General features: G+C 64.6%; 21 protein-coding genes. 18 read left to right on the top strand and 3 right to left on the bottom strand.

Features of this window, described 5'->3' with window-relative positions; translation table 11 throughout:
* The first annotated feature begins 4 nt into the window (after positions 1 to 4).
* The 8 genes from ACY34H_RS06115 (at position 5) to nudB (ending at position 7494) form a co-directional block, all read left to right on the top strand.
* The gene (locus ACY34H_RS06115) at positions 5 to 985 is read left to right on the top strand and encodes a Tim44 domain-containing protein (RefSeq protein ID WP_464976595.1); all 981 of its coding nucleotides are present in this window, start codon (positions 5 to 7) and stop codon (positions 983 to 985) included.
* A gap of 100 nt (positions 986 to 1085) precedes the next feature.
* Complete coding sequence (locus ACY34H_RS06110; protein ID WP_464976594.1) at positions 1086 to 1712, top strand: ubiquinone biosynthesis accessory factor UbiJ; 627 nt, start codon at positions 1086 to 1088, stop codon at positions 1710 to 1712.
* Positions 1709 to 3277 (top strand): ubiquinone biosynthesis regulatory protein kinase UbiB, encoded by a 1569-nt coding sequence (gene ubiB, locus ACY34H_RS06105; RefSeq protein ID WP_464976593.1) that lies wholly within the window; start codon positions 1709 to 1711, stop codon positions 3275 to 3277. The genes ACY34H_RS06110 and ubiB overlap by 4 nt, the downstream gene beginning before the upstream one ends.
* On the top strand, positions 3278 to 3895 hold the full coding sequence (locus ACY34H_RS06100) for a methyltransferase (RefSeq protein ID WP_464976592.1): 618 nt from the start codon (positions 3278 to 3280) through the stop codon (positions 3893 to 3895).
* 152 nt (positions 3896 to 4047) lie between these two features.
* Positions 4048 to 4362 (top strand): FmdB family zinc ribbon protein, encoded by a 315-nt coding sequence (locus ACY34H_RS06095; protein WP_464976591.1) that lies wholly within the window; start codon positions 4048 to 4050, stop codon positions 4360 to 4362.
* Positions 4363 to 4378: 16 nt separating this feature from the next.
* Positions 4379 to 4966, top strand: a complete 588-nt coding sequence (locus ACY34H_RS06090; protein ID WP_464976659.1) for a DUF502 domain-containing protein — start codon at positions 4379 to 4381, stop codon at positions 4964 to 4966.
* Positions 4967 to 5034: 68 nt separating this feature from the next.
* On the top strand, positions 5035 to 6840 hold the full coding sequence (gene aspS, locus ACY34H_RS06085) for an aspartate--tRNA ligase (protein ID WP_464976590.1): 1806 nt from the start codon (positions 5035 to 5037) through the stop codon (positions 6838 to 6840).
* A gap of 195 nt (positions 6841 to 7035) precedes the next feature.
* Positions 7036 to 7494 carry a dihydroneopterin triphosphate diphosphatase gene (gene nudB / locus ACY34H_RS06080; RefSeq protein WP_464976589.1) on the top strand — a complete coding sequence of 153 codons (459 nt, stop codon included), beginning with the start codon at positions 7036 to 7038 and terminating at the stop codon, positions 7492 to 7494.
* 9 nt (positions 7495 to 7503) lie between these two features.
* On the opposite strand, the gene ACY34H_RS06075 is transcribed toward nudB, so the two are convergent.
* Positions 7504 to 7929, bottom strand: coding sequence for a PEP-CTERM sorting domain-containing protein (locus tag ACY34H_RS06075; protein ID WP_464976588.1), 426 nt, complete (start codon positions 7927 to 7929; stop codon positions 7504 to 7506).
* 296 nt (positions 7930 to 8225) lie between these two features.
* Here ACY34H_RS06075 and ACY34H_RS06070 point away from each other — a divergent pair, with 296 nt between their 5' ends.
* The 10 genes from ACY34H_RS06070 to ACY34H_RS06025 all read left to right on the top strand — a co-directional run bounded on the left by ACY34H_RS06070 (position 8226) and on the right by ACY34H_RS06025 (position 19398).
* Positions 8226 to 9035, top strand: coding sequence for an endonuclease/exonuclease/phosphatase family protein (locus ACY34H_RS06070; protein WP_464976587.1), 810 nt, complete (start codon positions 8226 to 8228; stop codon positions 9033 to 9035).
* Between the two features lie 4 nt (positions 9036 to 9039).
* Entirely contained in the window at positions 9040 to 10209 is a 1170-nt protein-coding gene (clsB, locus tag ACY34H_RS06065) for a cardiolipin synthase ClsB (protein WP_464976586.1), read from the top strand.
* Complete coding sequence (locus ACY34H_RS06060; RefSeq protein WP_464976658.1) at positions 10209 to 10589, top strand: RNA-binding S4 domain-containing protein; 381 nt, start codon at positions 10209 to 10211, stop codon at positions 10587 to 10589. The genes clsB and ACY34H_RS06060 overlap by 1 nt, the downstream gene beginning before the upstream one ends.
* 401 nt (positions 10590 to 10990) lie before the next feature.
* Positions 10991 to 11578: a TetR/AcrR family transcriptional regulator gene (locus ACY34H_RS06055; protein ID WP_131147996.1), complete on the top strand. Its 588-nt coding sequence runs from the start codon at positions 10991 to 10993 to the stop codon at positions 11576 to 11578.
* Between the two features lie 77 nt (positions 11579 to 11655).
* Positions 11656 to 13446, top strand: coding sequence for an acyl-CoA dehydrogenase C-terminal domain-containing protein (locus ACY34H_RS06050; RefSeq protein ID WP_137315821.1), 1791 nt, complete (start codon positions 11656 to 11658; stop codon positions 13444 to 13446).
* A 19-nt stretch (positions 13447 to 13465) separates the two neighbouring features.
* Positions 13466 to 15862 (top strand): 3-hydroxyacyl-CoA dehydrogenase/enoyl-CoA hydratase family protein, encoded by a 2397-nt coding sequence (locus ACY34H_RS06045; protein ID WP_464976585.1) that lies wholly within the window; start codon positions 13466 to 13468, stop codon positions 15860 to 15862.
* Between the two features lie 38 nt (positions 15863 to 15900).
* Complete coding sequence (locus ACY34H_RS06040; protein WP_464976584.1) at positions 15901 to 17097, top strand: acetyl-CoA C-acyltransferase; 1197 nt, start codon at positions 15901 to 15903, stop codon at positions 17095 to 17097.
* Positions 17098 to 17175: 78 nt separating this feature from the next.
* Positions 17176 to 17955, top strand: coding sequence for an enoyl-CoA hydratase (locus ACY34H_RS06035; protein ID WP_464976583.1), 780 nt, complete (start codon positions 17176 to 17178; stop codon positions 17953 to 17955).
* A gap of 166 nt (positions 17956 to 18121) precedes the next feature.
* Positions 18122 to 18679, top strand: coding sequence for a sigma-70 family RNA polymerase sigma factor (locus tag ACY34H_RS06030; RefSeq protein ID WP_464976582.1), 558 nt, complete (start codon positions 18122 to 18124; stop codon positions 18677 to 18679).
* The gene (locus ACY34H_RS06025; protein WP_464976581.1) at positions 18676 to 19398 is read left to right on the top strand and encodes an anti-sigma factor; all 723 of its coding nucleotides are present in this window, start codon (positions 18676 to 18678) and stop codon (positions 19396 to 19398) included. The genes ACY34H_RS06030 and ACY34H_RS06025 overlap by 4 nt, the downstream gene beginning before the upstream one ends.
* A gap of 18 nt (positions 19399 to 19416) precedes the next feature.
* On the opposite strand, the gene ACY34H_RS06020 is transcribed toward ACY34H_RS06025, so the two are convergent.
* Both ACY34H_RS06020 and ACY34H_RS06015 read right to left on the bottom strand, forming a co-directional pair.
* Positions 19417 to 21075, bottom strand: a complete 1659-nt coding sequence (locus ACY34H_RS06020; protein ID WP_464976580.1) for a DUF4394 domain-containing protein — start codon at positions 21073 to 21075, stop codon at positions 19417 to 19419.
* Between the two features lie 59 nt (positions 21076 to 21134).
* Complete coding sequence (locus ACY34H_RS06015; RefSeq protein ID WP_464976579.1) at positions 21135 to 22649, bottom strand: amidase; 1515 nt, start codon at positions 22647 to 22649, stop codon at positions 21135 to 21137.
* Positions 22650 to 22720: the final 71 nt, after the last annotated feature.

Genomic DNA, 22720 nt, shown 5'->3' with positions numbered 1-22720 from the left:
AGCCATGAAACTGAAAAAACTCCTCGTCGGCGCCACCCTGGCGCTGGCCGCCATCTCGATGACGGCGGAGCTTGCCGCGCGTCCGATGGGCGGCGGCAAATCTTTCGGCCGCCAGTCGCAGAACGTCAAGAACATGGCGCCGCGCCAGGCGCAGCCAGCCACGCCGCAACAGCAAAACGCGGCGCGTCCGGCCAACCAGCCGGCGCCGGCACCGGCCGTGCCGGCCAAGCGGCCGAGCATGTGGAAGGGCATCCTTGGCGGCGCACTGCTGGGCCTTGGCCTGGGCGCACTGCTGTCGCACCTGGGTATCGGCGGCGCGCTGGCCAGCGCGATCGGCACGATCCTCACGTTCGCGCTGATCGCCGCGGCGATCTTCTTCATCTGGCGCCTGATCAAGGGCAAATCGCAGGGCAGCCGTGCCCAGCCTGCCAGTGCCTACGCCGGCGGCTTCGGTGGCGGCAGCAGCGGCGGCAATGGCGGGTTCAATAACCCGGCACAGCAAGGCGGTTCGTCCACGCCGGAAATCGGTTCGCGCCTGCAGCCGGCATCGTCGGGCTTCGACCTGAACAAGCCTGCCTCGAACGTGCAGCAACCGCACCAGCAATGGGGTGTGCCGGCAGACTTCGACCAGGCCGCGTTCCTGCGCCATGCCAAGGGCAATTTCATTCGCCTGCAGGCGGCCTGGGACAAGAGCGACGTGAACGATATCCGTGAATTCACGACGCCCGAAGTGTTTGCCGAACTGCGCCTGCAGATCCAGGAACGCAACGGCAAGGCCGACTACACCGACGTGGTGGAACTCGAAGCCGAACTGCTGGGTATCGAGAACACGGGTACCGAGTACGTGGCCTCGGTGCAGTTCTCCGGCCGCAGCAAGCCGGCCCCGGATGCGCTGCCGGAACCGCTGAACGAAGTATGGAACCTGGTCAAGCCGGTCAACGGCAATGGTGGCTGGCTGCTCGGCGGCATTCAACAGCTTGCCTAAGCCCGTCGTCACCATTGTGCAGGGTTAACCCCTGCAAACTGGTAAGATCGAAACCGCCCCGGATTCCCTGGGCGGTTTTGTTTTTTTGCGCCTCTAAAAAATGTTCCCATTTCCCACTGCGCTGCCGACATTGTCGATGCCGGCCGCTGCCACGATCAACCACCTGCTGGCGCAGGAGCCCTGGGCCCGCGCCGAGCTGAAGCAATATGCGGGCAAGGTGGCCCGCATCGATGCGTCGCCCGTCGAGCTGCGCCTGCGCGTGGCGGCCGACGGTATGGTCGAGGCTGCCGCTGCCGGGCAGGCCGCGGCGGTGACGATCCGGCTGAAACTGTCGGACCTGCCGCTGATCGCGCAAAACCGCGAGCGTGCGTTTTCATATGTGCAGATCGAGGGCGATGCCGAATTCGCCAACGCGATCTCGCGGCTGTCGCAGGCCTTGCGCTGGGAAGCCGAGCACGACCTGGAAAAACTGGTCGGCCCGGTGGCGGCGGTGCGCATGGTAACGGGGGCACGGTCGGCCCTGGCGACGCTGCAGAACGGACATCGCAAGGCCACGGAGAACGTGGCCGAATACTTCCTCGAGGAAAATCCTGTCCTGGTGCGCCCCGTGACGGCCCAGGCGTTTGCCGGCGACGTGACGCGCCTGCGCGACGATGTAGAGCGTTTCGCCAAGCGGCTGGAAAAGCTGGAACAGAAAATTAACAAGAAAAGCATTCACCCTCGATGATCCTGAAATTTCTTCGCCTGTTCAAAATCCTGCGTGTGATCGTCAAGTATGGCCTCGACGAAATCGCCATTTCCGGCTTCGACAAGCCCGGCATCAACCGCTTCTTCGACACGGCCTTCTTCTGGCGCAATATCGCCACGGCACGGGCGATCCGCCTGCGCATGGCGCTGGAAGAGCTGGGCCCCATCTTCGTCAAGCTGGGGCAGGTGCTGTCCACCCGCAGCGACCTGATCCCTCCGGATATCGTTGCCGAGTTATCGAAGCTGCAGGACCGTGTGCCGCCGTTCGATTCCGAACTGGCGGTGGCGCAGATCGAGCGCTCGCTGGGCGCTCATCCCGACCAGCTGTTTGCGCGCTTCGAGCGGGTGCCGGTAGCGTCCGCATCGATTGCCCAGGTGCACTTCGCCGCGTTGCCCGATGGCACGCCGGTGGCCGTCAAGGTGCTGCGCCCCGGCATGAAAAAGCTGATCGACGAGGACGTGGCGCTGATGAACCTGGCCGCCGACATGATCAACCGGCTGTGGAAGGACGCCCACCGCCTGAAGATGAAGGAAGTGGTCGCCGAATTCGACAAGTACCTGCACGACGAGCTGGACCTGATGCGCGAGGCGGCCAACGCCGCGCAATTGCGCCGCAATTTCGCCGAGTCGAACCTGCTGATGGTGCCGGAGATGTACTGGGATTACTGTTCCAGCGACGTGATCACGATGGAACGGATGACCGGCATTCCCGTATCGCAGATCGACCGGCTGGTGGAGGCGGGCGTCGACCTGAAAAAGCTGGGCAGCGATGGCGTGGAAATTTTCTTCACGCAGGTATTCCGCGACGGCTTCTTCCATGCGGACATGCACCCGGGGAACATCCTCGTATCGATCGATCCGGCCACGTTCGGCCGCTACATCGCGCTGGACTTCGGCATCGTCGGCACGCTGAACGATTACGACAAGGACTACCTGTCGCAGAATTTCCTGGCGTTCTTCCGCCGCGACTACAAGCGGGTAGCCGAGGCGCACATCGAATCGGGCTGGGCGCCGAAGAACACCCGCGTCGACGAGCTGGAAGCAGCGGTGCGGGCGTGCTGCGAGCCGATCTTCGACCGGCCACTGAAGGACATCTCGTTTGGCCAGATTTTGCTACGCTTGTTCCAGACGTCGCGCCGTTTCAATGTCGAGGTACAGCCCCAGCTGGTGCTGCTGCAGAAGACGCTGCTCAACATCGAAGGCATGGGCCGCGTGCTGGACCCGGACCTGGACCTGTGGAAGACCGCCAAGCCGCACCTGGAACGGTGGGTCTCCGAGCAGGTGGGCTGGCGCGGCCTGGTGGACAAGCTGAAGGCGGAAGCGCCGCGTTACTCGCACATCCTGCCGCAACTGCCACGGCTGACGCACCAGGCGCTGACGGCGCTGGGCGAGCGCGACGACAGCACCAACGAGCTGTTGCGGCAGCTTGCCGAGGAGCAACGCCGTACCAACCGGTTATTGAGCTTTTTTGTTTATTTCGTCGGTGCGTTCGTGGCGGGGGCCATCGGCTTCCAGGCCTGGCTGCGCTGGCATGGAGTACTGTGAATGCCCGAATTCGATACGCGCGACCCTCTCGAGCCCAACTTCTGGGATGAACGCTTCGCCCGGCAATTCATGCCCTGGGACCTGGGCGGCATTCCCGAGCAGCTGCGCGGCCTGGTGGCCTCGCGCGATGCGGCGGCCGATGCGGCGGTCGTGCCGCCGGTGGCGCTGATCCCCGGCGCCGGCTCCGCCTACGAGCTGGACCTGATGTGCGAGGCGGGCTGGGAAGCGCTGGCCATCGATTTTTCGCCGAACGCGGTGGCGCGGGCAAAACAGGTGGTCAAGCGCTGGCCCGAGCGGATCGTGCAGGCAGACTTCTTCACCTGGCAGCCGGACAGGAAGCTGGACGTCATCTACGAACGTGCCTTCCTGTGCGCGCTGCCACCCGAACACCAGCCGCGCGTCGTGCAGCGCTGGGCCGAACTGCTGCCGCACGACGGCCTGCTGGCCGGCTACTTCTTTTTCGGCGACACGGCCAAGGGCCCACCGTTCGGCATCGCCCGTGCCGAACTGGACGCGCTGCTGGCGCCGCACTTCACGCTCATCGAAGACGAGCCCGTGCCCGACTCGCTGCCCGTCTTCGACGGCAAGGAACGCTGGATGGAGTGGCGGCGCCGCTGAACCATCCCTCAAAACCGGTGACAGGCACCTATTCTTTTGAAACATTTCCGGAAAATAGGTGCCTGTCACCGGTTTTCCCGGCCAGCAAGTGAAGCTCAGTCCGCAAAAACACTTATAATTCAGGGTTTTTGATGTTTTTTGCGGAGTAACAGATGCCTATCTATGCCTACCGCTGCGAGGAATGTGGCTTTGCCAAGGACGTGCTGCAAAAGATCTCCGATCCGCAGCTCACGGAATGCCCATCCTGCGGTAAATCCACTTTCAAGAAGCAGTTGACCGCGGCCGGCTTTCAATTGAAAGGCACCGGCTGGTATGTGACCGATTTCCGTGGCGGTAATGCGCCAGCCACCGGCGTGGCCGGCGCTGCGAAGGCCGACGGGGCGAAGAGCGAATCGTCGCCCGCTGCGCCGGCCGCACCCGCGGCGCCGACGGTCCCGGCGGCGACCGGCACCGGCGACAAGAAATAAGGCGCCGATGAACCTGATACGCAAGTGCTTCCTGACGGGCCTGCTGGTGCTCGTGCCCCTGGCCATCACGGTCTGGGTGCTGAACATCATCATCGGCACGCTGGACCAGTCGCTGCTGTTCGTCCCGGCGCGCTGGCAGCCGCGTACGCTGGTCGGCTTCGACATTCCCGGCTTCGGCGCGATCCTCACCATTCTCATCGTGTTCGTCGTCGGCCTGCTGGCCAACAACCTGATCGGCAACTATGTGCTGAAGCTGTGGGAAAAGCTGTTGCACCGCATTCCCGTGGTCAGCTCGCTGTACGGCAGCGTGAAGCAGGTCTCGGACACGCTGTTCTCGTCGTCCGGCAATGCCTTCCGCAAGGCCGTGCTGATCCCTTACCCGCACGCGAACTCGTACACGATCGGGTTCCTGACGGGCGCTCCCGGTGGCGACGTGAAAAACCACCTGGTGGGAGACTATGTCTCCGTGTACGTGCCGACGACGCCGAACCCGACCTCCGGCTTCTTCCTGATGATGGCGCGCGAAAACGTGGTGGAGCTCGACATGTCCGTCGACGCCGCCCTGAAATACATCGTATCGATGGGCGTGGTTGCGCCCGAATGACGCGCCCGAATGAACCCATTGCTGTCCAGCTCAACTACAGCTCAAATTAACCTGAACGAGAAATAACCATGTCAATGCGTACTCATTACTGCGGGCTCACCACCGAAGCCCTGCTGGGCCAAACCGTCAGCCTGTGCGGCTGGGTGCACCGTCGCCGCGATCACGGCGGCGTGATCTTCATCGACCTGCGCGACCGCGAAGGCCTGGTCCAGATCGTCTGCAATCCGGAGCAGGCGGAAGTGTTCAAAACGGCCGAGTCCGTGCGTAACGAGTACTGCCTGCGTGTCACCGGCGTCGTGAAAGACCGCCTGGCCGGCACCGTCAACAACAACCTGAAGTCCGGCAAGATCGAAGTGGTCTGCTCGCAGCTGGAAGTGCTGAACCCCTCCGTGGCCGTGCCGTTCCAGCTGGACGACGACAACCTGTCCGAAACCACCCGCCTGACGCACCGCGTGCTGGACCTGCGCCGCCCGCAGATGCAGAACAACCTGCGCCTGCGCTACAAGGTGACGATGGAAGTGCGCAAGTACCTGGACGATCTGGGTTTCATCGACATCGAAACGCCGACGCTGACCAAGTCCACGCCCGAAGGCGCGCGCGACTACCTGGTGCCGTCGCGCGTCAACGCCGGCCAGTTCTTCGCGCTGCCGCAGTCGCCGCAGCTGTTCAAGCAGCTGCTGATGGTGGCCAACTTCGACCGCTACTACCAGATCACCAAGTGCTTCCGCGATGAAGACCTGCGCGCCGACCGCCAGCCGGAATTCACGCAGATCGACTGCGAAACCTCGTTCCTGAACGAGCAGGAAATCCGCGACCTGTTCGAAGACATGATCCGCAAGGTATTCAAGAACACGCTGTCGATCGACCTGCCGAACCCGTTCCCGGTGATGGACTTCTCGGAAGCCATGGGCCTGTACGGTTCGGACAAGCCGGACATGCGCGTCAAGCTGCAGTTCACCGAACTGACCGAAGTGATGAAGTCGGTCGACTTCAAGGTGTTCTCCGCCGCCGCCAACCTGCCGAACGGCCGCGTGGTCGGCATGCGTGTGCCGAAGGGCGCCGAGATGCCGCGTTCGGAAATCGACGCGTACACCCAGTTCGTCGCCATCTACGGCGCCAAGGGCCTGGCTTACATCAAGGTCAACGAGAAGGCCAAGGGCCGTGACGGCCTGCAGTCGCCGATCGTCAAGAACATCAACGACGAAGCGCTGGCCAGGATCCTGGAGCTGACGGGTGCCGAGGACGGCGACCTGATCTTCTTCGGCGCCGACAAGGCGAAGGTCGTCAACGACGCGATCGGCGCGCTGCGCGTGAAGATCGGCCACAGCGAATTCGGCAAGAAGAACGGCCTGTTCGACGACGTGTGGGCACCGCTGTGGGTGATCGACTTCCCGATGTTCGAATACGACGAGGAAGACGACCGCTGGACCGCCACGCACCACCCGTTCACGGCGCCGAAGGATGGCCATGAAGACATGCTGGAAACCAATCCGGGTGCCTGCATCGCCAAGGCCTACGACATGGTGCTGAACGGCTGGGAACTGGGCGGCGGTTCGATCCGTATCCACCGCGAGGAAGTGCAGTCGAAGGTGTTCCGCGCGCTGAAGATCGGTGCCGAGGAAGCGCGCCTGAAGTTCGGCTTCCTGCTCGACGCGCTGCAGTACGGCGCGCCGCCGCACGGCGGCCTGGCGTTCGGCCTGGACCGTATCGTCACGCTGATGACGAAGTCCGATTCGATCCGCGACGTGATCGCGTTCCCGAAAACGCAGCGCGCCCAGGATCTGCTGACGCACGCGCCGTCGGAAGTGGACGAGAAGCAGCTGAAAGAGCTGCACATCCGCCTGCGCGCGGCCGAGCCGAAAGTGGCAGGGTAAGGACACTCGATAAACCTACTGCGCGACGCCAGCTCCGGTCTGCGATGCTCCGCTCCGGCGGACCGGCCGTATCGACATACGGCTGCGCGTCTCGACCGGACCTGACGCCGCTCGCTACGGTTTCTCGAGGTCCCTCAACGTTGTATATTCGAAGGGCGCCTTGGCGCCCTTTTTTCCGCCCGCTTTCCGGAAAATATGCAAAAACCACCCAAAATCCCCATCTCCGTGCTGGTCGTCATCCATACCGCCGACCTGCAAGTGCTGCTGATCGAACGCACCGGCCACCCCGGCTTCTGGCAGTCGGTCACCGGCTCGCTGGACGCGGCCGACGAGCCGCTGCTTGCCACCGCCACGCGCGAGCTGTTCGAGGAAACTGGCATCGTGGCCGATGGCGAGCGCATCGTGCTGCGCGACTGGCGCCTGTCGAACGTGTACGAGATCTACCCGGTCTGGCGCCACCGCTACGCGCCGGGCGTCACGCACAACACTGAACACGTGTTCAGCGTGGAAGTGCCGCGCGACATCCCGATCATGCTGTCGCCGCGCGAGCACACCGCGCACGTGTGGCTGCCGCACCTGGCGGCAGCCGACAAGTGCTTTTCCGCGTCGAACGCGGAAGCGATCCTGCAACTGCCGCGAATGCTGGGGCGCTGAAGGCGCGGCTTAGCGCACGGCAGGCCGGCGCGAGCGCCGCAGCTGTGCGATCAGCAATGCCACGCCGGCCGCGCCCAGCAGTGGCAGGCTGCCCGGTTCAGGCTCGCTCTGCCCCTGGAGAGTGGGGCGGAAAGCAATGTCGCCGCCGATGAGATCGCCGAAGTAGCTGCCCGTCTGGTTGAACAGCGAAACCGAGCCGGCGGCCTGCGGGCCGCTGGCCTGGTCGGTACCGGCCATGCCGATCGGGGCATCGGTTTCAAACAGCAGGCGGCTGGGCGCCGGCTGCTGTGCGGCATCGTGGCCGCCGTCGCGGGCAGTCGCGAAACCGGCATTGGCCGGACCCGCATCCTGCAGGATTGCAAAAGCCGGGGCGGGTGCCGCCGCCAGCATGGCCAGTGCGGTGCAAAGCCTGGTGCAGAAAGTGCTGATCGCCATAGTAGTCTCCCGTTTGCGTCAGTCGTTATTGGAAACTTCAAGTTCCTCTGTGGATTCAACTATATGCGATAACCGGGACGTTGGCAGCAACCGATTGTGCGGGCGGCACACAATTGCCGCGGCTGGCAAGAGTGAATTCCGCGGTCCGGGGTACAGTAATGGAATTGCACAGGGCGGCGCATGGAATGACTGCGGGATGAATGCGGGCTGAGCTGCACATTGCCCGTTCTCGCCAATCGTATCCCCGGCGCACGATTGCCGGATGAAAGAGCACGGTTGGCGCTAGAATGGCTTTCATGAAGATCAAAGTCGCCACCTACAACATCCACAAGGGCGTGTCATACCGCAGCAAGCCGCGGGTGCTCGCGCTCAAGCAGGCCATCGCGGCATTCGATGCCGACCTGATCTTCCTGCAGGAAGTGCAAGGCCAGCACGACCGCATTGCCGCCCGCTTTGGCGAGGAACACCATGGGCCCAAGCACTGGCCCGGTGGCGGCCAGCATGAGTTCTTCGCCGGCGAATCGCACCAGTCCGTGTATGGCCTGAACGCGCAATACGATCATGGCCACCACGGCAATGCGCTGCTGTCGAAGCATCCGATCGCCAAGTGGACCAATACCGACATTTCCGATCATGCCTACGAAGCACGCGGCATCCTGCATTCGATCGTCGAGACGCCGAAGGGCATCGTGCACTGCTATGTGATTCATCTCGGGCTGTTCGAGCGCAGCCGCGTGCGGCAGGTCGAGGCGCTGATCGATGCGGTGAACCTGTCCGCGCCAAACAACGAGCCGGTGATCATCGCCGGCGATTTCAACGACTGGCGCAATACGCTGAGCGCCAAGCTGCGCAAGGCGCTGGGCGTGGTCGAGGTGTTCGACGAAATCGGCGCCAGTTCCAGCCTGGGCGACCTGGTTCGTACCCTGGCCCGGCGGCAGGCGGCGGTCCGTCCGGCCCGCACCTTCCCCTCCGCCTTGCCCTTCTTCCGCCTGGATCGTATCTACGTTCGCGGCTTCGAGGTAGAATCGGCGCAGGTCCTGCATGGCCCGATCTGGGCCAAGCTGTCGGACCATGCGCCGCTCGTCGCTACCCTGAAACTGTTATAGCGTTATGCGCCCTGTCGATTTCATCGCCGACAACGAAGTCAAACTCCTGCACTGCGGTACCGAATTCTTCCCTGGTTTGATGGAAGCGATCGATGCCGCGCAGTACGACGTCTATTTCGAGACGTATATCTTCGCGGACGATGAAACAGGGCAGGCCGTGCAGGCCGCGCTGATGCGGGCGGCGCAGAGGGGCGTTACAGTGCGCATGATTACCGACTGGTTCGGCACCGGCGCAGGGCGGGTCAAGCGGATGCATGCGCAGCTGCAGGGGGCGGGCGTCGAGCACCGTATCTTCAATCCCTGGTTCAGGCGCGGCGTCTCGCGCACGCACCGCAAGATCTGCGTCGTCGACCGCTGCATCGCCTTCGTGGGCGGCATCAATGTCAACGACGACATGTTCTGCGACTACGACCACAACATCGCTCTTTCCGCGCCGCGCTGGGATTTCGCCGTGGCGGTCAAGGGGCCGCTGGTGGCGAATATCCACCAGGAAGCCGTGGCGCAATGGCGGCGGCTGGGCAAGATGCCGCTGACCGAGCGGATCGGCCTGTACCAGGAAACCCGCCGTGCCAACAGGGCCGCCGCCGAAGCCAGCACCACCGTGCAAGCGGGATTCGTGGTGCGCGACAATTTACGCAACCGCCATACCATCCAGCGTGCCTACCTGAAAGCCATGGGCGCCGCGCGCAAGAGCGTACTGCTGGCGAACCCGTATTTCGCGCCGGGGCGCAAGTTCCGGCGCGCACTGTCGCAGACGGCGCAGCGCGGTGTCGAAGTGACCCTGCTGATCGGCGTTGGCGAGCACTGGCTGCAGGATGCGGTGGCGCACTCGTTTTATCCGAAGCTGTTGGCCTCCGGCGTGCGGGTGGTGGAGTATCGCAAGACCCAGCTCCATGCGAAAGTGGCCGTCATCGACGATGAGTGGGCCACCGTCGGCTCTTCCAACGTGGACGGGTTGAGCCTTTTTTTGAACCAGGAAGCGAACGTCGTGATCAAGGATGCCGCCTTCGCCAGGGATTTGCGCAGGCATATCGAGGCGGCCCTGGCCGAAGGCGTGGAAATCCACGCGCACGAATTCGAACACATCGGCCGCTTCCGCCGAATCGGCTACGAGATCGCCTACGTGGTGTACCGGACGCTGATGCGCATTTTTGCAGTGGGAAAATACGCTTGATGGACAATGTAAGGATCGACAAATGGCTGTGGGCCGCACGCTTCTTCAAGACGCGCAACCTGGCCATCGACGCGATCGACAACGGCAAGGTAAAGATCAACGGCGACCGCGTAAAACCGGCGCGACTCGTCAAACTGGGCGAAAAGCTCCACATCGACAACGGCTCCGATGAGTGGGACGTATTGGTGGTGGGCCTGTCGGACAAGCGGCAGGGCGCCCCGATCGCCCGCACGCTGTACGAGGAAAGCGAGGAATCGATTGCCCGGCGCGTCAAGGAAGCAGAGCGCCGCAAGCTGTTCCACGAACCAGCCGCCGACCTCAAGGGCCGCCCGACCAAACGCGACCGCCGCATCCGCGACCAGATCGACCACGGCGAATAAGACAAAAAATAGGGACGGACCCTGTTTTTGAGGCAATATCAATAAATAGGGACGGACCCTGTTTTTGGGGCAATATCAAGCGAAAACGGTGACAGGCCTTTGCGGCGTACCGACCGGTTTTGTGGAACATTTCGGGAAACCGGAGCCTGTCACCGGTGTTCTGCACCCGTTTTCCCCCAGCGTGAAATCCGCTGTCAAGCCCCGCGCGCAAGGCCGGGTACAAAATAGAACGCCACCTCTAACGATCCCGTTTGACATTTATCCAGCCCTGGATAATAGTACGAGCGTTCGTAATTTTTTTCACACGAAGCAAACCTGCCGGGGGAAAATCGAAGTTCCTTTCTCCCCTGAAGCCGGATGCCAAAGTGAGCAATTTAGCCATCAATACCTCGACAAAATTCATGCGCAAGGGCGAAATGACCCGCGCCGCCATCCTGGACGTGGCGTTGGACCTGGCCAGCCGTGACGGGCTGGAAGGCCTGACGATCGGTCTGCTGGCGGACCGGATGAACATGAGTAAATCGGGCGTATTCGCCCACTTTGGCTCGCGTGAAGATTTACAGCTGGAAGTGCTGAAGCTTTACCACCGCCGTTTCGAACAGGAAGTGTTCTACCCCAGCATCAAGGAAGCGCGCGGCTTGCCGCGCCTTCGGATGATGTTCGCGCACTGGGTCAAGCGCGTGTCGGTCGAGATCGCGTCGGGCTGCATCTACATCAGCGGCGCCGTCGAGTATGACGACCGCCCGGGCCCGATCCGCGAAGCGCTGGTGACGATGGTCGGCGCATGGCAGGGCGCTCTGCTGCGCGCCACGCAGCAGGCGATCGAATGCGGTCACCTGAAGGCGGATACCGATGCGCAGCAACTGGTGTATGAGATGTATGGCCTGATCCTGGCCGTGCACCACGATGCCCGCTTCCTGCGCATCCCCGGCGCCGTCGAACGCGCCACGGTCGGCTTCAACCGCCTGGTCGAAAACTATCAGTCTTGAATTTACAGTCATAACACCTGCCGCATCCACAAGATGCGGCATCAATCACACTTAGCCTACAGTCGCAGGAGATAAACATGGGTCAATACGTCGCGCCAATCCGGGATATGCAATTCGTTCTGCATGAGTTCCTGAAGGTGGAAGAGCAGCTCAAGGAACTGCCGGCCCACGCCGAGACCGATGCCGACATCATCAACGCCGTGCTGGAAGAAGGCGCGAAGTTCACGTCCGAAGTACTGTTCCCGCTGAACCACTCCGGCGACCGTGAAGGCTGCCACCACGACGCGCAGGCGAAAACCGTCACCACGCCGAAGGGCTACAAGGAAGCGTACAAGCAGTACGTCGAAGGCGGCTGGGCGGCGCTGGCCTGCGATCCGGAATACGGCGGCCAGGGCCTGCCGGTGGTGCTGAACAATTCGTTCTACGAGATGCTGAACTCGTCGAACCAGGCATGGACGATGTACCCGGGCCTGTCGCACGGCGCCTACGAGTGCCTGAAAGAGCACGGCACGGACGAGCAGAAGAAGACCTACCTGCCGAAGCTGGTATCCGGCGAGTGGACCGGCACCATGTGCCTGACCGAACCGCATTGCGGCACCGACCTGGGCCTGCTGCGCACCAAGGCGCTGCCGAACGACGACGGCTCCTGGACCATCACCGGCAACAAGATCTTCATCTCGGCCGGCGAGCATGACATGTCGGAGAACATCCTGCACCTGGTGCTGGCCCGCGTGCCGGACGCACCGGAAGGCTCGAAAGGCATCTCGCTGTTCCTGGTCCCGAAATTCCTGCCGGACGCCAATGGCGGCATCGGCGAGCGCAACCCGATCTTCTGCGGCGCCATCGAAGAAAAGATGGGCATCCACGGCAATTCCACCTGCCAGATGAACCTGGACGGCGCGAAAGGCTGGATCATCGGCCAGCCGAACAAGGGCCTGAACGCGATGTTCGTGTTCATGAACGCGGCCCGCCTGGGCGTGGGCATGCAGTCGCTGGGCCTGACCGAAGTGGCTTACCAGAACGCGCTGGTGTACGCGAAAGACCGCCTGCAGATGCGCTCCCTGTCCGGTGTGAAGGCCGCCGACAAGCCGGCCGACCCGATCATCGTGCACCCGGACGTGCGCCGCATGCTGCTGACGGCGAAAGCGTTCGCCGAAGGCGCCCGCGCGCTGACCAGCTATGTCGCGCTGCAGATCGACCGCGAACTGAACCACCCTGACGAAGACGTGCGCAAGGAAGCCGCCGACGAAGTGGCGCTGCTGACGCCGATCGTGAAGGCCTTCATCACCGACAACGGCTGGATCGCCACCTCGGAAGCGATGCAGGTGTTCGGCGGCCACGGCTACATCGCCGAATGGGGCATGGAGCAGTACGTGCGCGACGCCCGCATCAACATGATCTACGAAGGCACCAACACCATCCAGTCGCTGGACCTGCTGGGCCGCAAGATCCTGATGGACAACGGTTCGAAACTGCGCAAGTTCGGCGAGAAGATCCGCGCCTTCGTCGAAGAGAACGGCACCGATGAAGCGATGTCCGAGTTCGTCACCCCGCTGGGCGACCTGGGCGAAAAAGTCACCAAGCTGACGATGGAAATCGGTATGAAGGCCTTCCAGAACCAGGATGAAGTGGGCGCCGCCGCCGTGCCTTACCTGCGCGTTGCAGGTCACCTGGTGTTCTCGTACTTCTTCGCGCAGATGGCCAAGATCGCGCTGGAGAAGCAGGATTCCGATGACAAGTTCTACAAGGCCAAGCTGGCCACCGCGCGCTTCTACTTCGGCCGCCTGTACCCGGAAACCGCGATGCTGATCCGCCAGGCGCGTTCGGGCGCATCGAACCTGATGGCGCTGGACGCCGACCTGTTCTAACAGACCAAGGACAACAACAATGACCAATTTCACTGTCAAAAAAGTCGCCGTGCTCGGCGCCGGCGTGATGGGCGCGCAGATCGCCGCCCACTGCGTGAACGCCAAGGTGCAGGTCGTGCTGTTCGACCTGCCGGCCAAGGAAGGGCCGAAGAACGGCATCGTGCTGCGCGCCATCGAGAACCTGAAAAAGCTGTCGCCGGCGCCGCTGGGCGACAAGGAAGATGCGTCGCTGATCCAGGTCGCCAACTACGAGGACAACCTGGACCAGCTGGCCGATTGCGACCTGATCATCGAGGCGATCGCCGAGCGCCTGGACTGGAAGCATGACCTGTACAAGAAAGTGGGCCCGCACATCGGCGCCAACGCGATCTTCGCCTCGAACACGTCCGGCCTGCCGATCGAGCAGCTGGCGCAAGGCTTCGACGCGGACCTGAAGGCGCGCTTCTGCGGCGTGCACTTCTTCAACCCACCGCGCTACATGCACCTGGTGGAACTGATCCCGACCGAAGCGACCCGCCCGGAAATCCTGGACCAGCTGGAAACCTTCCTGACCTCCGCGCTGGGCAAGGGCGTGGTGCGCGCGAAAGACACGCCGAACTTCATCGCCAACCGGGTCGGCATCTTCGGCATGCTGGCCACGATCCACGAAGCCGAGAAATTCGGCCTGTCGGTGGACGTCGTCGACGACCTGACCGGCGCCAAGCTGGGCCGCGCCAAGTCCGGCACGTTCCGCACGGCGGACGTGGTCGGCCTGGACACGATGGGCCACGTGATCAAGACCATGCAGGACAACCTGAAGGACGACCCGTTCTTCAGCGTGTACCAGACGCCGGAAGTCCTGGCCAAGCTGATCGAGAAGGGCGCGCTGGGCCAGAAGACCGGCGGCGGCTTCTATAAAAAGGTCGGCAAGGACATCCTGCGCCTCGATACCGCGACCGGCGAATACGTGCCCGGCGGCGGCAAGGCTGCCGACATCATCGGCCGCATCCTGAAGGAAAAGGACCCGGTCAAGAAATTCAAGGCGCTGCGCGAATCGACCAACCCGCAAGGCCAGTTCCTGTGGGCGATCTTCCGCGACGCGTTCCACTACATCGCCTACCACCTGGACACGATCGCCGACAACGCGCGCGACGTCGACTTCGCGATGCGCTGGGGCTTCGGCTGGAAAGTGGGCCCGTTCGAAACGTGGCAGGCCGCCGGCTGGAAGCAGATCGCCGAGTGGGTGAAGCAGGATATCGAAGAAGGCAAGGCGCTGACGAACGCACCGCTGCCGGCCTGGGTCTTCGACGAGAAAGTGGCCGAGAAGGGCGTGCACACGCCTGAAGGTTCGTACTCCGCCAAGTCGAACAGCTACGTGCCGCGCTCGAACCTGGCCGTCTACGAACGCCAGGCATTCCGCGCGCCGGTACTGGGCTCGGGCGACACCGATCCGTCGAAAGCCGGCACCACCGTGTTCGAGGACGACGACGTGCGCCTGTGGCACTCCGGCGACGACGTGCTGGTGATCTCGCTGAAGACCAAGATGCATGTGATCGGCCAGGGCGTCATCGACGGCCTGAAGCGCGGCCTCGCCGAAGCCGAGAAGAACTTCAAGGGCCTGGTGATCTGGGGTACCGACGCGGCCGAAGGCGGCGCGTTCTCCGCCGGCGCCGACCTGCAGTCGGCCCTGCCGGCCTTCATGGCCGGCGGCGCCAAGGCGCTCGACCCGCTGATCAAGGACCTGCAGAACACCTTCATGGCGATGAAGTACTCGAACGTGCCCGTCGTCGCCGCGGTTGCCGGCCTGGCGCTGGGCGGCGGCTGCGAGCTGGCGCTGCATGCGTCGCGCCGCGTGGCATCGATCGAGTCGTACATCGGCCTGGTGGAAGTGGGCGTGGGCCTGATCCCGGCCGGCGGCGGCCTGAAGGAAGCGGCCGCGCGTGCCGCCAAGGAAGCCAAGGGCAACGACATCCTGCAATTCCTGAAGACGGGCTTCATGAACGCGGCCACCGCGAACGTGTCCAAGTCCGCCCTGGAAGCGAAGGCAATGGGTTACCTGAAGGAAGACGACATCATCGTCTTCAATCCGTACGAACTGCTGCACGTGGCGAAAGTCACCGCGCGCTCGATGTTCGATTCCGGCTACCGCGCACCGCTGCAGCGCCCGATCACCGTGACCGGCCGCTACGGCTGGGCGACGATCCGCGGCCAGCTGGTCAACATGCGCGACGGCGGCTTCATCTCCGCGCACGACTACAAGCTGGGCGACATGATCGCCGAGATCGTGTCCGGCGGCGACATCGACCAGGGCAGCGTGGTGTCCGAGCAGTGGCTGCTGGACATGGAACGCAAGGCCTTCCTCGAACTGCTGAACAACCCGAAATCGCAGGAACGGATCATGGGCATGCTGCAGACCGGCAAACCGGTGCGTAACTAAGTTGGGCCAATGAGCGCAGAACCCTTAGGACAAAAAACATGAGCAAACAACTGCAAGACGCATACATCGTCGCCGCGACCCGCACCCCGATCGGCAAGGCCCCGCGCGGCGTGTTCAACAAGACCCGCCCGGACGACCTGCTGGTGCACGCGATCCGCGGCGCCATGGCCGCCGTGCCGAACCTGGACCCGGCGCTGATCATCGACGCCATCATCGGCTGCTCGTTCCCGGAAGCGGAGCAGGGCTTCAACGTGGCGCGTAACGCCGTGGTGCTGGCCGGCCTGCCGAACACCGTGGGCGGCGTCACCGTCAACCGCTACTGCGCCTCGGGCATCACCGCGCTGGCGATGGCGGCGGACCGCATCCGCGTCGGCGAAGCCGACGTGATGATCGCCGGCGGCGTCGAATCGATGTCGATGGTGCCGATGATGGGCCACCACCCGTCCATCAATATGGAGACGTTCAAGGATGAAAACGTCGGCCTGGCCTACGGCATGGGCCTGACCGCCGAAAACGTGGCCAAGCAGTGGAAAGTGTCGCGCGAAGACCAGGATGCGTTCGGCCTGGAATCGCACCGCCGCGCCATCGCCGCCCAGCAGGCCGGCCTGTTCAAGGACGAGATCACGCCGGTGGAAGCCATCACCCGCACGCCGGACCTGCGTACCGGCGAGATCAAGGTATCGAAGCGCCTGGTCGAGAACGACGAAGGCCCGCGCGCCGATGCATCGGCCGAAGGCATGGCCAAGCTGAAGCCGGTCTTCGCCGCCAAGGGCACCGTGACGGCGGCCACGTCGTCGCAGATGTCCGACGGTGCCGGTGCGCTGATCGTCGTCTCGGAAAAGATCCTGCGCGAGCACAACCTGACGCCGCTGGCCAAGTTCTCGTCGTTCGCCGTGCGCGGCGTGCCGCCGGAAATCATGGGCATCGGCCCGAAGGTGGCGATTCCCGCAGCGCTGGCCGCCGCCGGCATCACGCAGGACCAGCTGGACTGGATCGAGCTGAACGAAGCATTCGCCGCGCAGGCGCTGGCCGTGATCCGCGACCTGAACCTCGATACGAGCAAGGTCAATCCGATGGGCGGCGCGATCGCGCTGGGCCATCCGCTCGGCGCAACCGGTGCCATCCGCGCCGCGACCGTCGTGCACGCCCTGCGGCGCAACAACCTGAAGTACGGCATGGTCACGATGTGCGTGGGTGCCGGCATGGGTGCCGCGGGCATCATCGAACGCGTGTAATCCACGCAGGGTAGAAGAAAAAAGGGGCGCCGCGGACACAATCCCGGCGCCCTTCATCATTCAAGACAAGGAAGAGACATGGCTATTGAAGTCAGCAAGGCAAACGGCATCCTCACGCTGGAATTCAACCGCATCGGACGCAAGAACGCGATCACCTCCGCGATGTACCAGGCGCTGGCCGATGCGATCAACGCCGCCCAGGACGATACCGACGTGCGCGCGATCCTCATCACCGGCAAGCCGGAAGCCTTCACGGCCGGGAACGACCTGGAAGACTTCATGAAGACCACCCGCGCCAACGACGGCGTGGCCTTCGGCGACCGCCCGGTGTTCCAGTTCATGCGCGCGCTGTCCGGCTCCGCCAAGCCGGTGGTGGCCGCCGTCAGCGGCCTGGCCATCGGCATCGGCACCACCTTGCTGATGCACTGCGACCTGGTCTACGCGGCCGACGGCACGAAATTCTCCGTGCCGTTCACGCAGCTGGGCCTGTGCCCGGAATTCGGCTCGTCGCTGCTGATGCCGCTGGCCGGCGGCCACGCGCGCGCGGCCGAGAAGCTGATGCTGGGCGAGCCGTTCACGGCGCAGGAAGCCTATGACATGGGCATCGTGTCGAAGGTGCTGCCCGCCGCCGAGGTGCTGGACCACGCCCGCGCCCAGGCCGCCAAACTGGTGGCGCTGCCCGCCGCGTCGATCCGCACCACCAAGCGGCTGATGACGTCCTCGCGCAAGGCGCAGCTGGAAGCGATCATCGCCGAGGAGAGCAAGCTGTTCTTCGAGATGCTGCAGGGCGCGGAAGCGAAGGAAGCGTTTACGGCCTTCTTCGAGAAGCGCAAGCCGGATTTCACGAAGTTCGCGTGACGCTGCATGCTGGCGGGGCGGGCGGTGGAAACACTACCTTGACAGGCCGCGCAGCGTTGCTCCAGCGGCGTGAGCGCGCTGCCCGTGCGCCACCTTTGCCTCATCCATATATATAATCGTCAAGCCCGGGCCACGGTTCCGCCCACCTACCCGCCAACGGATCGCCGTGCCCATCGCCCCCGACCAGTTCGACTACGAAGCCGCCTTGCGCGGCTGCGCGCGCGGCGACCGCCAGTCGCTGCGCAGCCTGTACGACCAGGAAGCACCGCGCCTGCTGGGCGTGGCCCTGCGCATCGTGCGTGAGCGCCAGGCGGCCGAGGATGTGCTGCACGATGCCTTCGTCAGCATCTGGACGAAAGCGGGCACCTTCGATGCCGCGCGCGGCGCGGGCCGCGGCTGGATCTACAGCATCGTGCGCTACCAGGCGCTGGACGCGGTGCGCAACGGATCGCGCGAAGTGCTGGTCGAAGACGAGGACGCGCTGGATGCCCTCGACAGCGATGCCACGGCGCACATCGCCGACGCCTTCGAACTGCGGCAGGATCTCGGCCGGCTGGAACACTGCCTGACGCAGCTCGATGCGGCAAAGCGCAACAGCATCCTGTATGCCTATGTGGATGGCTGCTCGCACAGTGAAATCGCCGAGCGCCTGAAATCGCCGCTGGGCACCGTCAAGGCCTGGATCAAGCGCGGCCTGACGGCGCTGCGGGAGTGCATGGTATGACCCCGATCCGCGATCCCCACGAAGTCGCCGGCGAATACGTGCTCGGCACGCTGTCCGCCGAACGGCGCCGCGAAGTCGAGCAAGCATTGCCGAACGATGCCGCGTTGCGCGGCGCAGTGCAGTACTGGGAACAACGGCTGCTGCCGCTGACGGACCTGGCCGAGCCGGCCGAGCCGTCGGCCGCGCTGTGGGCGCGCATCGAACGCAGTACGGCAGCGTCGTCCGCGGCGGCATCGGCGGCTGCGCCTGCACGCGGCAAGGCACCGGGAGCCGGCTGGTGGAACAAGCTCGATCTGTGGCGCGGCCTGGCCGCTGGCGGCTTCGCGGCCGCCGCGATCATGGCGGTGGTGGTGGGCGTGCGCATGCAGGCACCGGAAGCGCCGGGCTACATGGTGGTGCTGGCCACGCCGCAGAACGCGGCGCCGGGCTGGGTGATCCGCGCCACCGGGCCGAATTCGATCCGCCTCGAACCGCTGGTGAAAACAGCCGTGCCGGCCCAGCGTGCGCTGCAGCTGTGGACCAAGGCCGACGGCTGGAGCGGCCCGGTATCGCTGGGCCTCGTCACGCCGGGCCAGGCGGTCGACGTGCGGTTCGACAAGCTGCCGCCGCTGCAGCCGAACCAGCTGTTCGAAATCACGCTGGAACCGGAGCAGGGCTCGCCGATCGGTCGCCCGACGGGGCCGATCCTGTACATCGGCCGCGCCGTCAAGGTGATGTAGACGCGGCCGCGCGCTTGCCTACTTGAGCGAGATGGCGATGTCGCGCAGGCCCGGCGCGCTGTTGGCACCACCATTGCCGATCACCGAGGTGGCGGGCGTGGCCGCGCCGTTGACCGGTGTCGCGGTACCCGACAGCAGGTCGATGCGGTACAGCGTGCTTGGTCCCGTGGCCGAGGTGCGCAGCGCCGCCAGCGCCAGTCCATTGGCCCCGCCCGCGATATCCATGCCCACATCCCCGGCGGCATCCACGCCCAGCCGTCCAACGTCCACCAGCGTGCCGTCGTTCGGCGGCATCTGCATGGCCAGCACGTCGCTGGCGGTATCGAGGTCGAACAGGATCGTCGACGTCGTGCCGGCGATGCTGTTGTTGTAGGCGGCGGCCGTGATCGTGGCCGCGCCGCTGGCCCGGTTGATGGCGCCATCGGTGGTCGTCGCGCCCGTGTCGACGTTGATGCGCAGGTTCTGGCCCGAATTGCCGATCACGCGCAGGCGGTCCGCTACCGGGTTGAAGTCCACGGCGAACGCGGTGCCGGCAATCGCGGAATAGGGCGCGGTGGTGTCTGCCGCGTCGGCCATCAGCGTGGCTTTCACGGTGGTTGCGCCGGTCGCCGGATCGATCGTCACGAGGCGTGCCGCCGACGTCAGGCCATACAGCATGCCATCCTTCGGCCGGACATCGATGCCCAGCAGCGTTTCGCCGGCATTCAGGCCCGATACGGCGACCGTGGCATCGATCGTGTTCGGCGTCGCCACCTTGAAGGCAACCAGGCGATTGTCGTCCGTCAGGCCATGCACCATCGGCGCCTGGGCCGGGCGCAGCGCGATGCCGCGGATGTCTTCCGAGCCGCCCACCGCGCCCACCAGCGTGGCAGGACTGGCTGTTGCCGCCAGGTTGATGCCGTACAGGTTGCGCGCACCGGCCACGGTGGCGACCATATAGCCCATGTTGGTGCGCGCATCGATATCGAAGCCGTTGGCCGCGGCCGCATCGATGCCCAGCGATACCGGCGTGGCCAGCGTGCCGTTGTTGGGCGGGTTCTGGGAGTACAGCGTATCGGTGACGGTATCGAGCGCAAACAGCGTGGTGGTACCGGTGCCGGCGAACGAATTCGTGTAGGCCGACGCGGTCACCTGCGTCGTGGCGGCGCCGCCGTTGATGCCGCCATCGGTGGTGGTAGCGCCGGTGTCGACATTGATGCGCAGGTTCTGGCCCATGTTGCCGACGACGCGCAGGCGGTCCGCGACCGGGTTGAAGTCGACGCCGAAGTCGGTGCCGGCCAGCGCCGTGAAGGGCGCCGTGGTATCTGCCGCATCGGCCATCAGCGTGGATTTCAGCGTTGCCGCACCGCTGGCGGTGTCGATCGTGTACAGGCGGCCGGTCGAGCCCACGCCGTACAGCTTGCCGTCCGCGGGCCGGAAGTCGATGCCGAGCAGGTTTTCGCCGCTCTGCAAGCCGGTAATCGTGGCGGTCGTGCGCACCGTGCCGGGCATGTCGCGGTTGAAGGAAATCAGCTTATTGCTGGCGGTCAATGCGAAGACGTCGCCCGGCGTCATGGCCGGCACTTCCGGCGCGGGCGGCGGAACATGGTGGTCGTCGTCGTCGTTGCCGCCGCAGGCGGTCATGCCGAATGCGAGCGAAAGGGCCAGGGCAAGCGTGGAAAACTGGGGTCGGTTCATGATCGGTCCTCGGTAGTTGTAGGCTCAACAGCTGCCGGGATGGCAATGTTGTGCGTGTACTACTCCCGGCGAGACCGATTGGATGCAGCGCGCCCGGATTTATTTTCAGGCGCCTGCGGCACGCAGCTCGTCGGTTCAGCCCTGCTTCCCGCCCAGACCGGGGGAATGCGCTGTTTCCACGGCGCCGCCGCTTCCAGCTGTCCGGCAAGCCTGAACAACAGACCGTCGTCGCCCCAGCCGGCGGCAAACTGGATACCGATCGGCAGGCCCGCCGCGTCGTGCCCCAGGGGCACCGACATCGCCGGGGTTCCCGCCACGTTGAACACCGGGGTGTAGGGCGAATGTCGGAAGACGTGCCCCGTCCATGCAAGTCCATCGTGCTGCGCGCTGCCGGCCGCATACGTGCCGACTGGCTGCGCCACATCCGGCAGGGCTGGTGTCATCAGCACATCACGGCCTTCGAAGTACGCCGCGACCGCTCGGCTGACGAGGTTGCGCGTCTCCAGTGCGCCGGCAAACGCGGTGGCCGCGGCGCGCTTGCCATATTCATAGCAGGCCAGCGTGGACGGTTCCAGCGTCGACAGGTCCGCCGGTCGTCCGCATGCCGCGGCGAACGCATCGATCCAGCCCACCAGGTTCGCACACCAGATCTGCGCGTTGGCATGGACGAAGCTTTCCCACGACACGCCGATGTCCAGCGTCGCCTCGTCCACCTCGTGGCCCAGTTCCCGGCACAGGCGCGCAGCCCGGTCCAGGCAGGCCAGTGTTTCGGGCGCCGGCCGCTGGCCGCCCCACGCCGTCGCCATGACACCGATGCGCAGGCAGCCCGGCGGGCGCGTGACTTCCGCCAGGAAGCCATCGGCGGGCGGCGGTGTGAAATAGGGCTCGCCAGCGTCGGGCACGTTGATCGCGTCGAGCAGGGCGGCGCTGTCGCGCACTGTCCGGCTGACGCCCAGTTGCACACCGAAGCCGTTGAACACCTCGTCCATGCCCGGTCCGTTCGATACGCGGCCACGCGTCGGCTTCAGGCCGAACAGGCCCGTCGACGCCGCCGGAACGCGGATCGAGCCGGCGGCATCGGTGGCATGCGCGATGGGAACGATGCCCGCCGCGACGGCTGCCGCGCTGCCGCCGCTGGAGCCTCCGGCGCTGTGGCCGAGGTGCCAGGGATTGCGCGTGGCGCCATGGAACAGCGATTCCGTCGTGGTGCTGAACGCCATTTCCGGCGATGCGGTGCGCCCGACCGTCACCAGGCCGGCCCGCCGGAAGTGCCGCATCAGGTTCGAGTCCTCGGCAGCGACATGGCCGGCCGCAAGGCGGCTGCCCAGCTCCAGGCGCTTGCCCGCCATGGCGATGGCCACGTCCTTGATCAGGAACGGAACGCCGGCCAGGGGTCCGCTCGCGTGGGCCGTGGAATCTTCTGCCCAATGTTCGACGACGGCATTCAACCGTGGGTTGACGGTGGCAATGGCCTGCAATGCCGCGGCTTGCAGTTCGCCGGGCGTGACTTCGCCGCGCCTGACCAGCCCGGCCAGGCCGAGCCCATCGTACGTCACGTATTCGGATGCTTTCACAACGACTCCTTTCAGGGTGATACCGATCGGTATCATTTCGGTCGGGCTATAATGATACCGATCAGTATCAA

The organism is Pseudoduganella sp. jia 9 (genome assembly GCF_055502615.1).
Note: the sequence above shows the minus strand (reverse complement) of the source record. Positions and strands in the feature narration are given on the sequence as shown.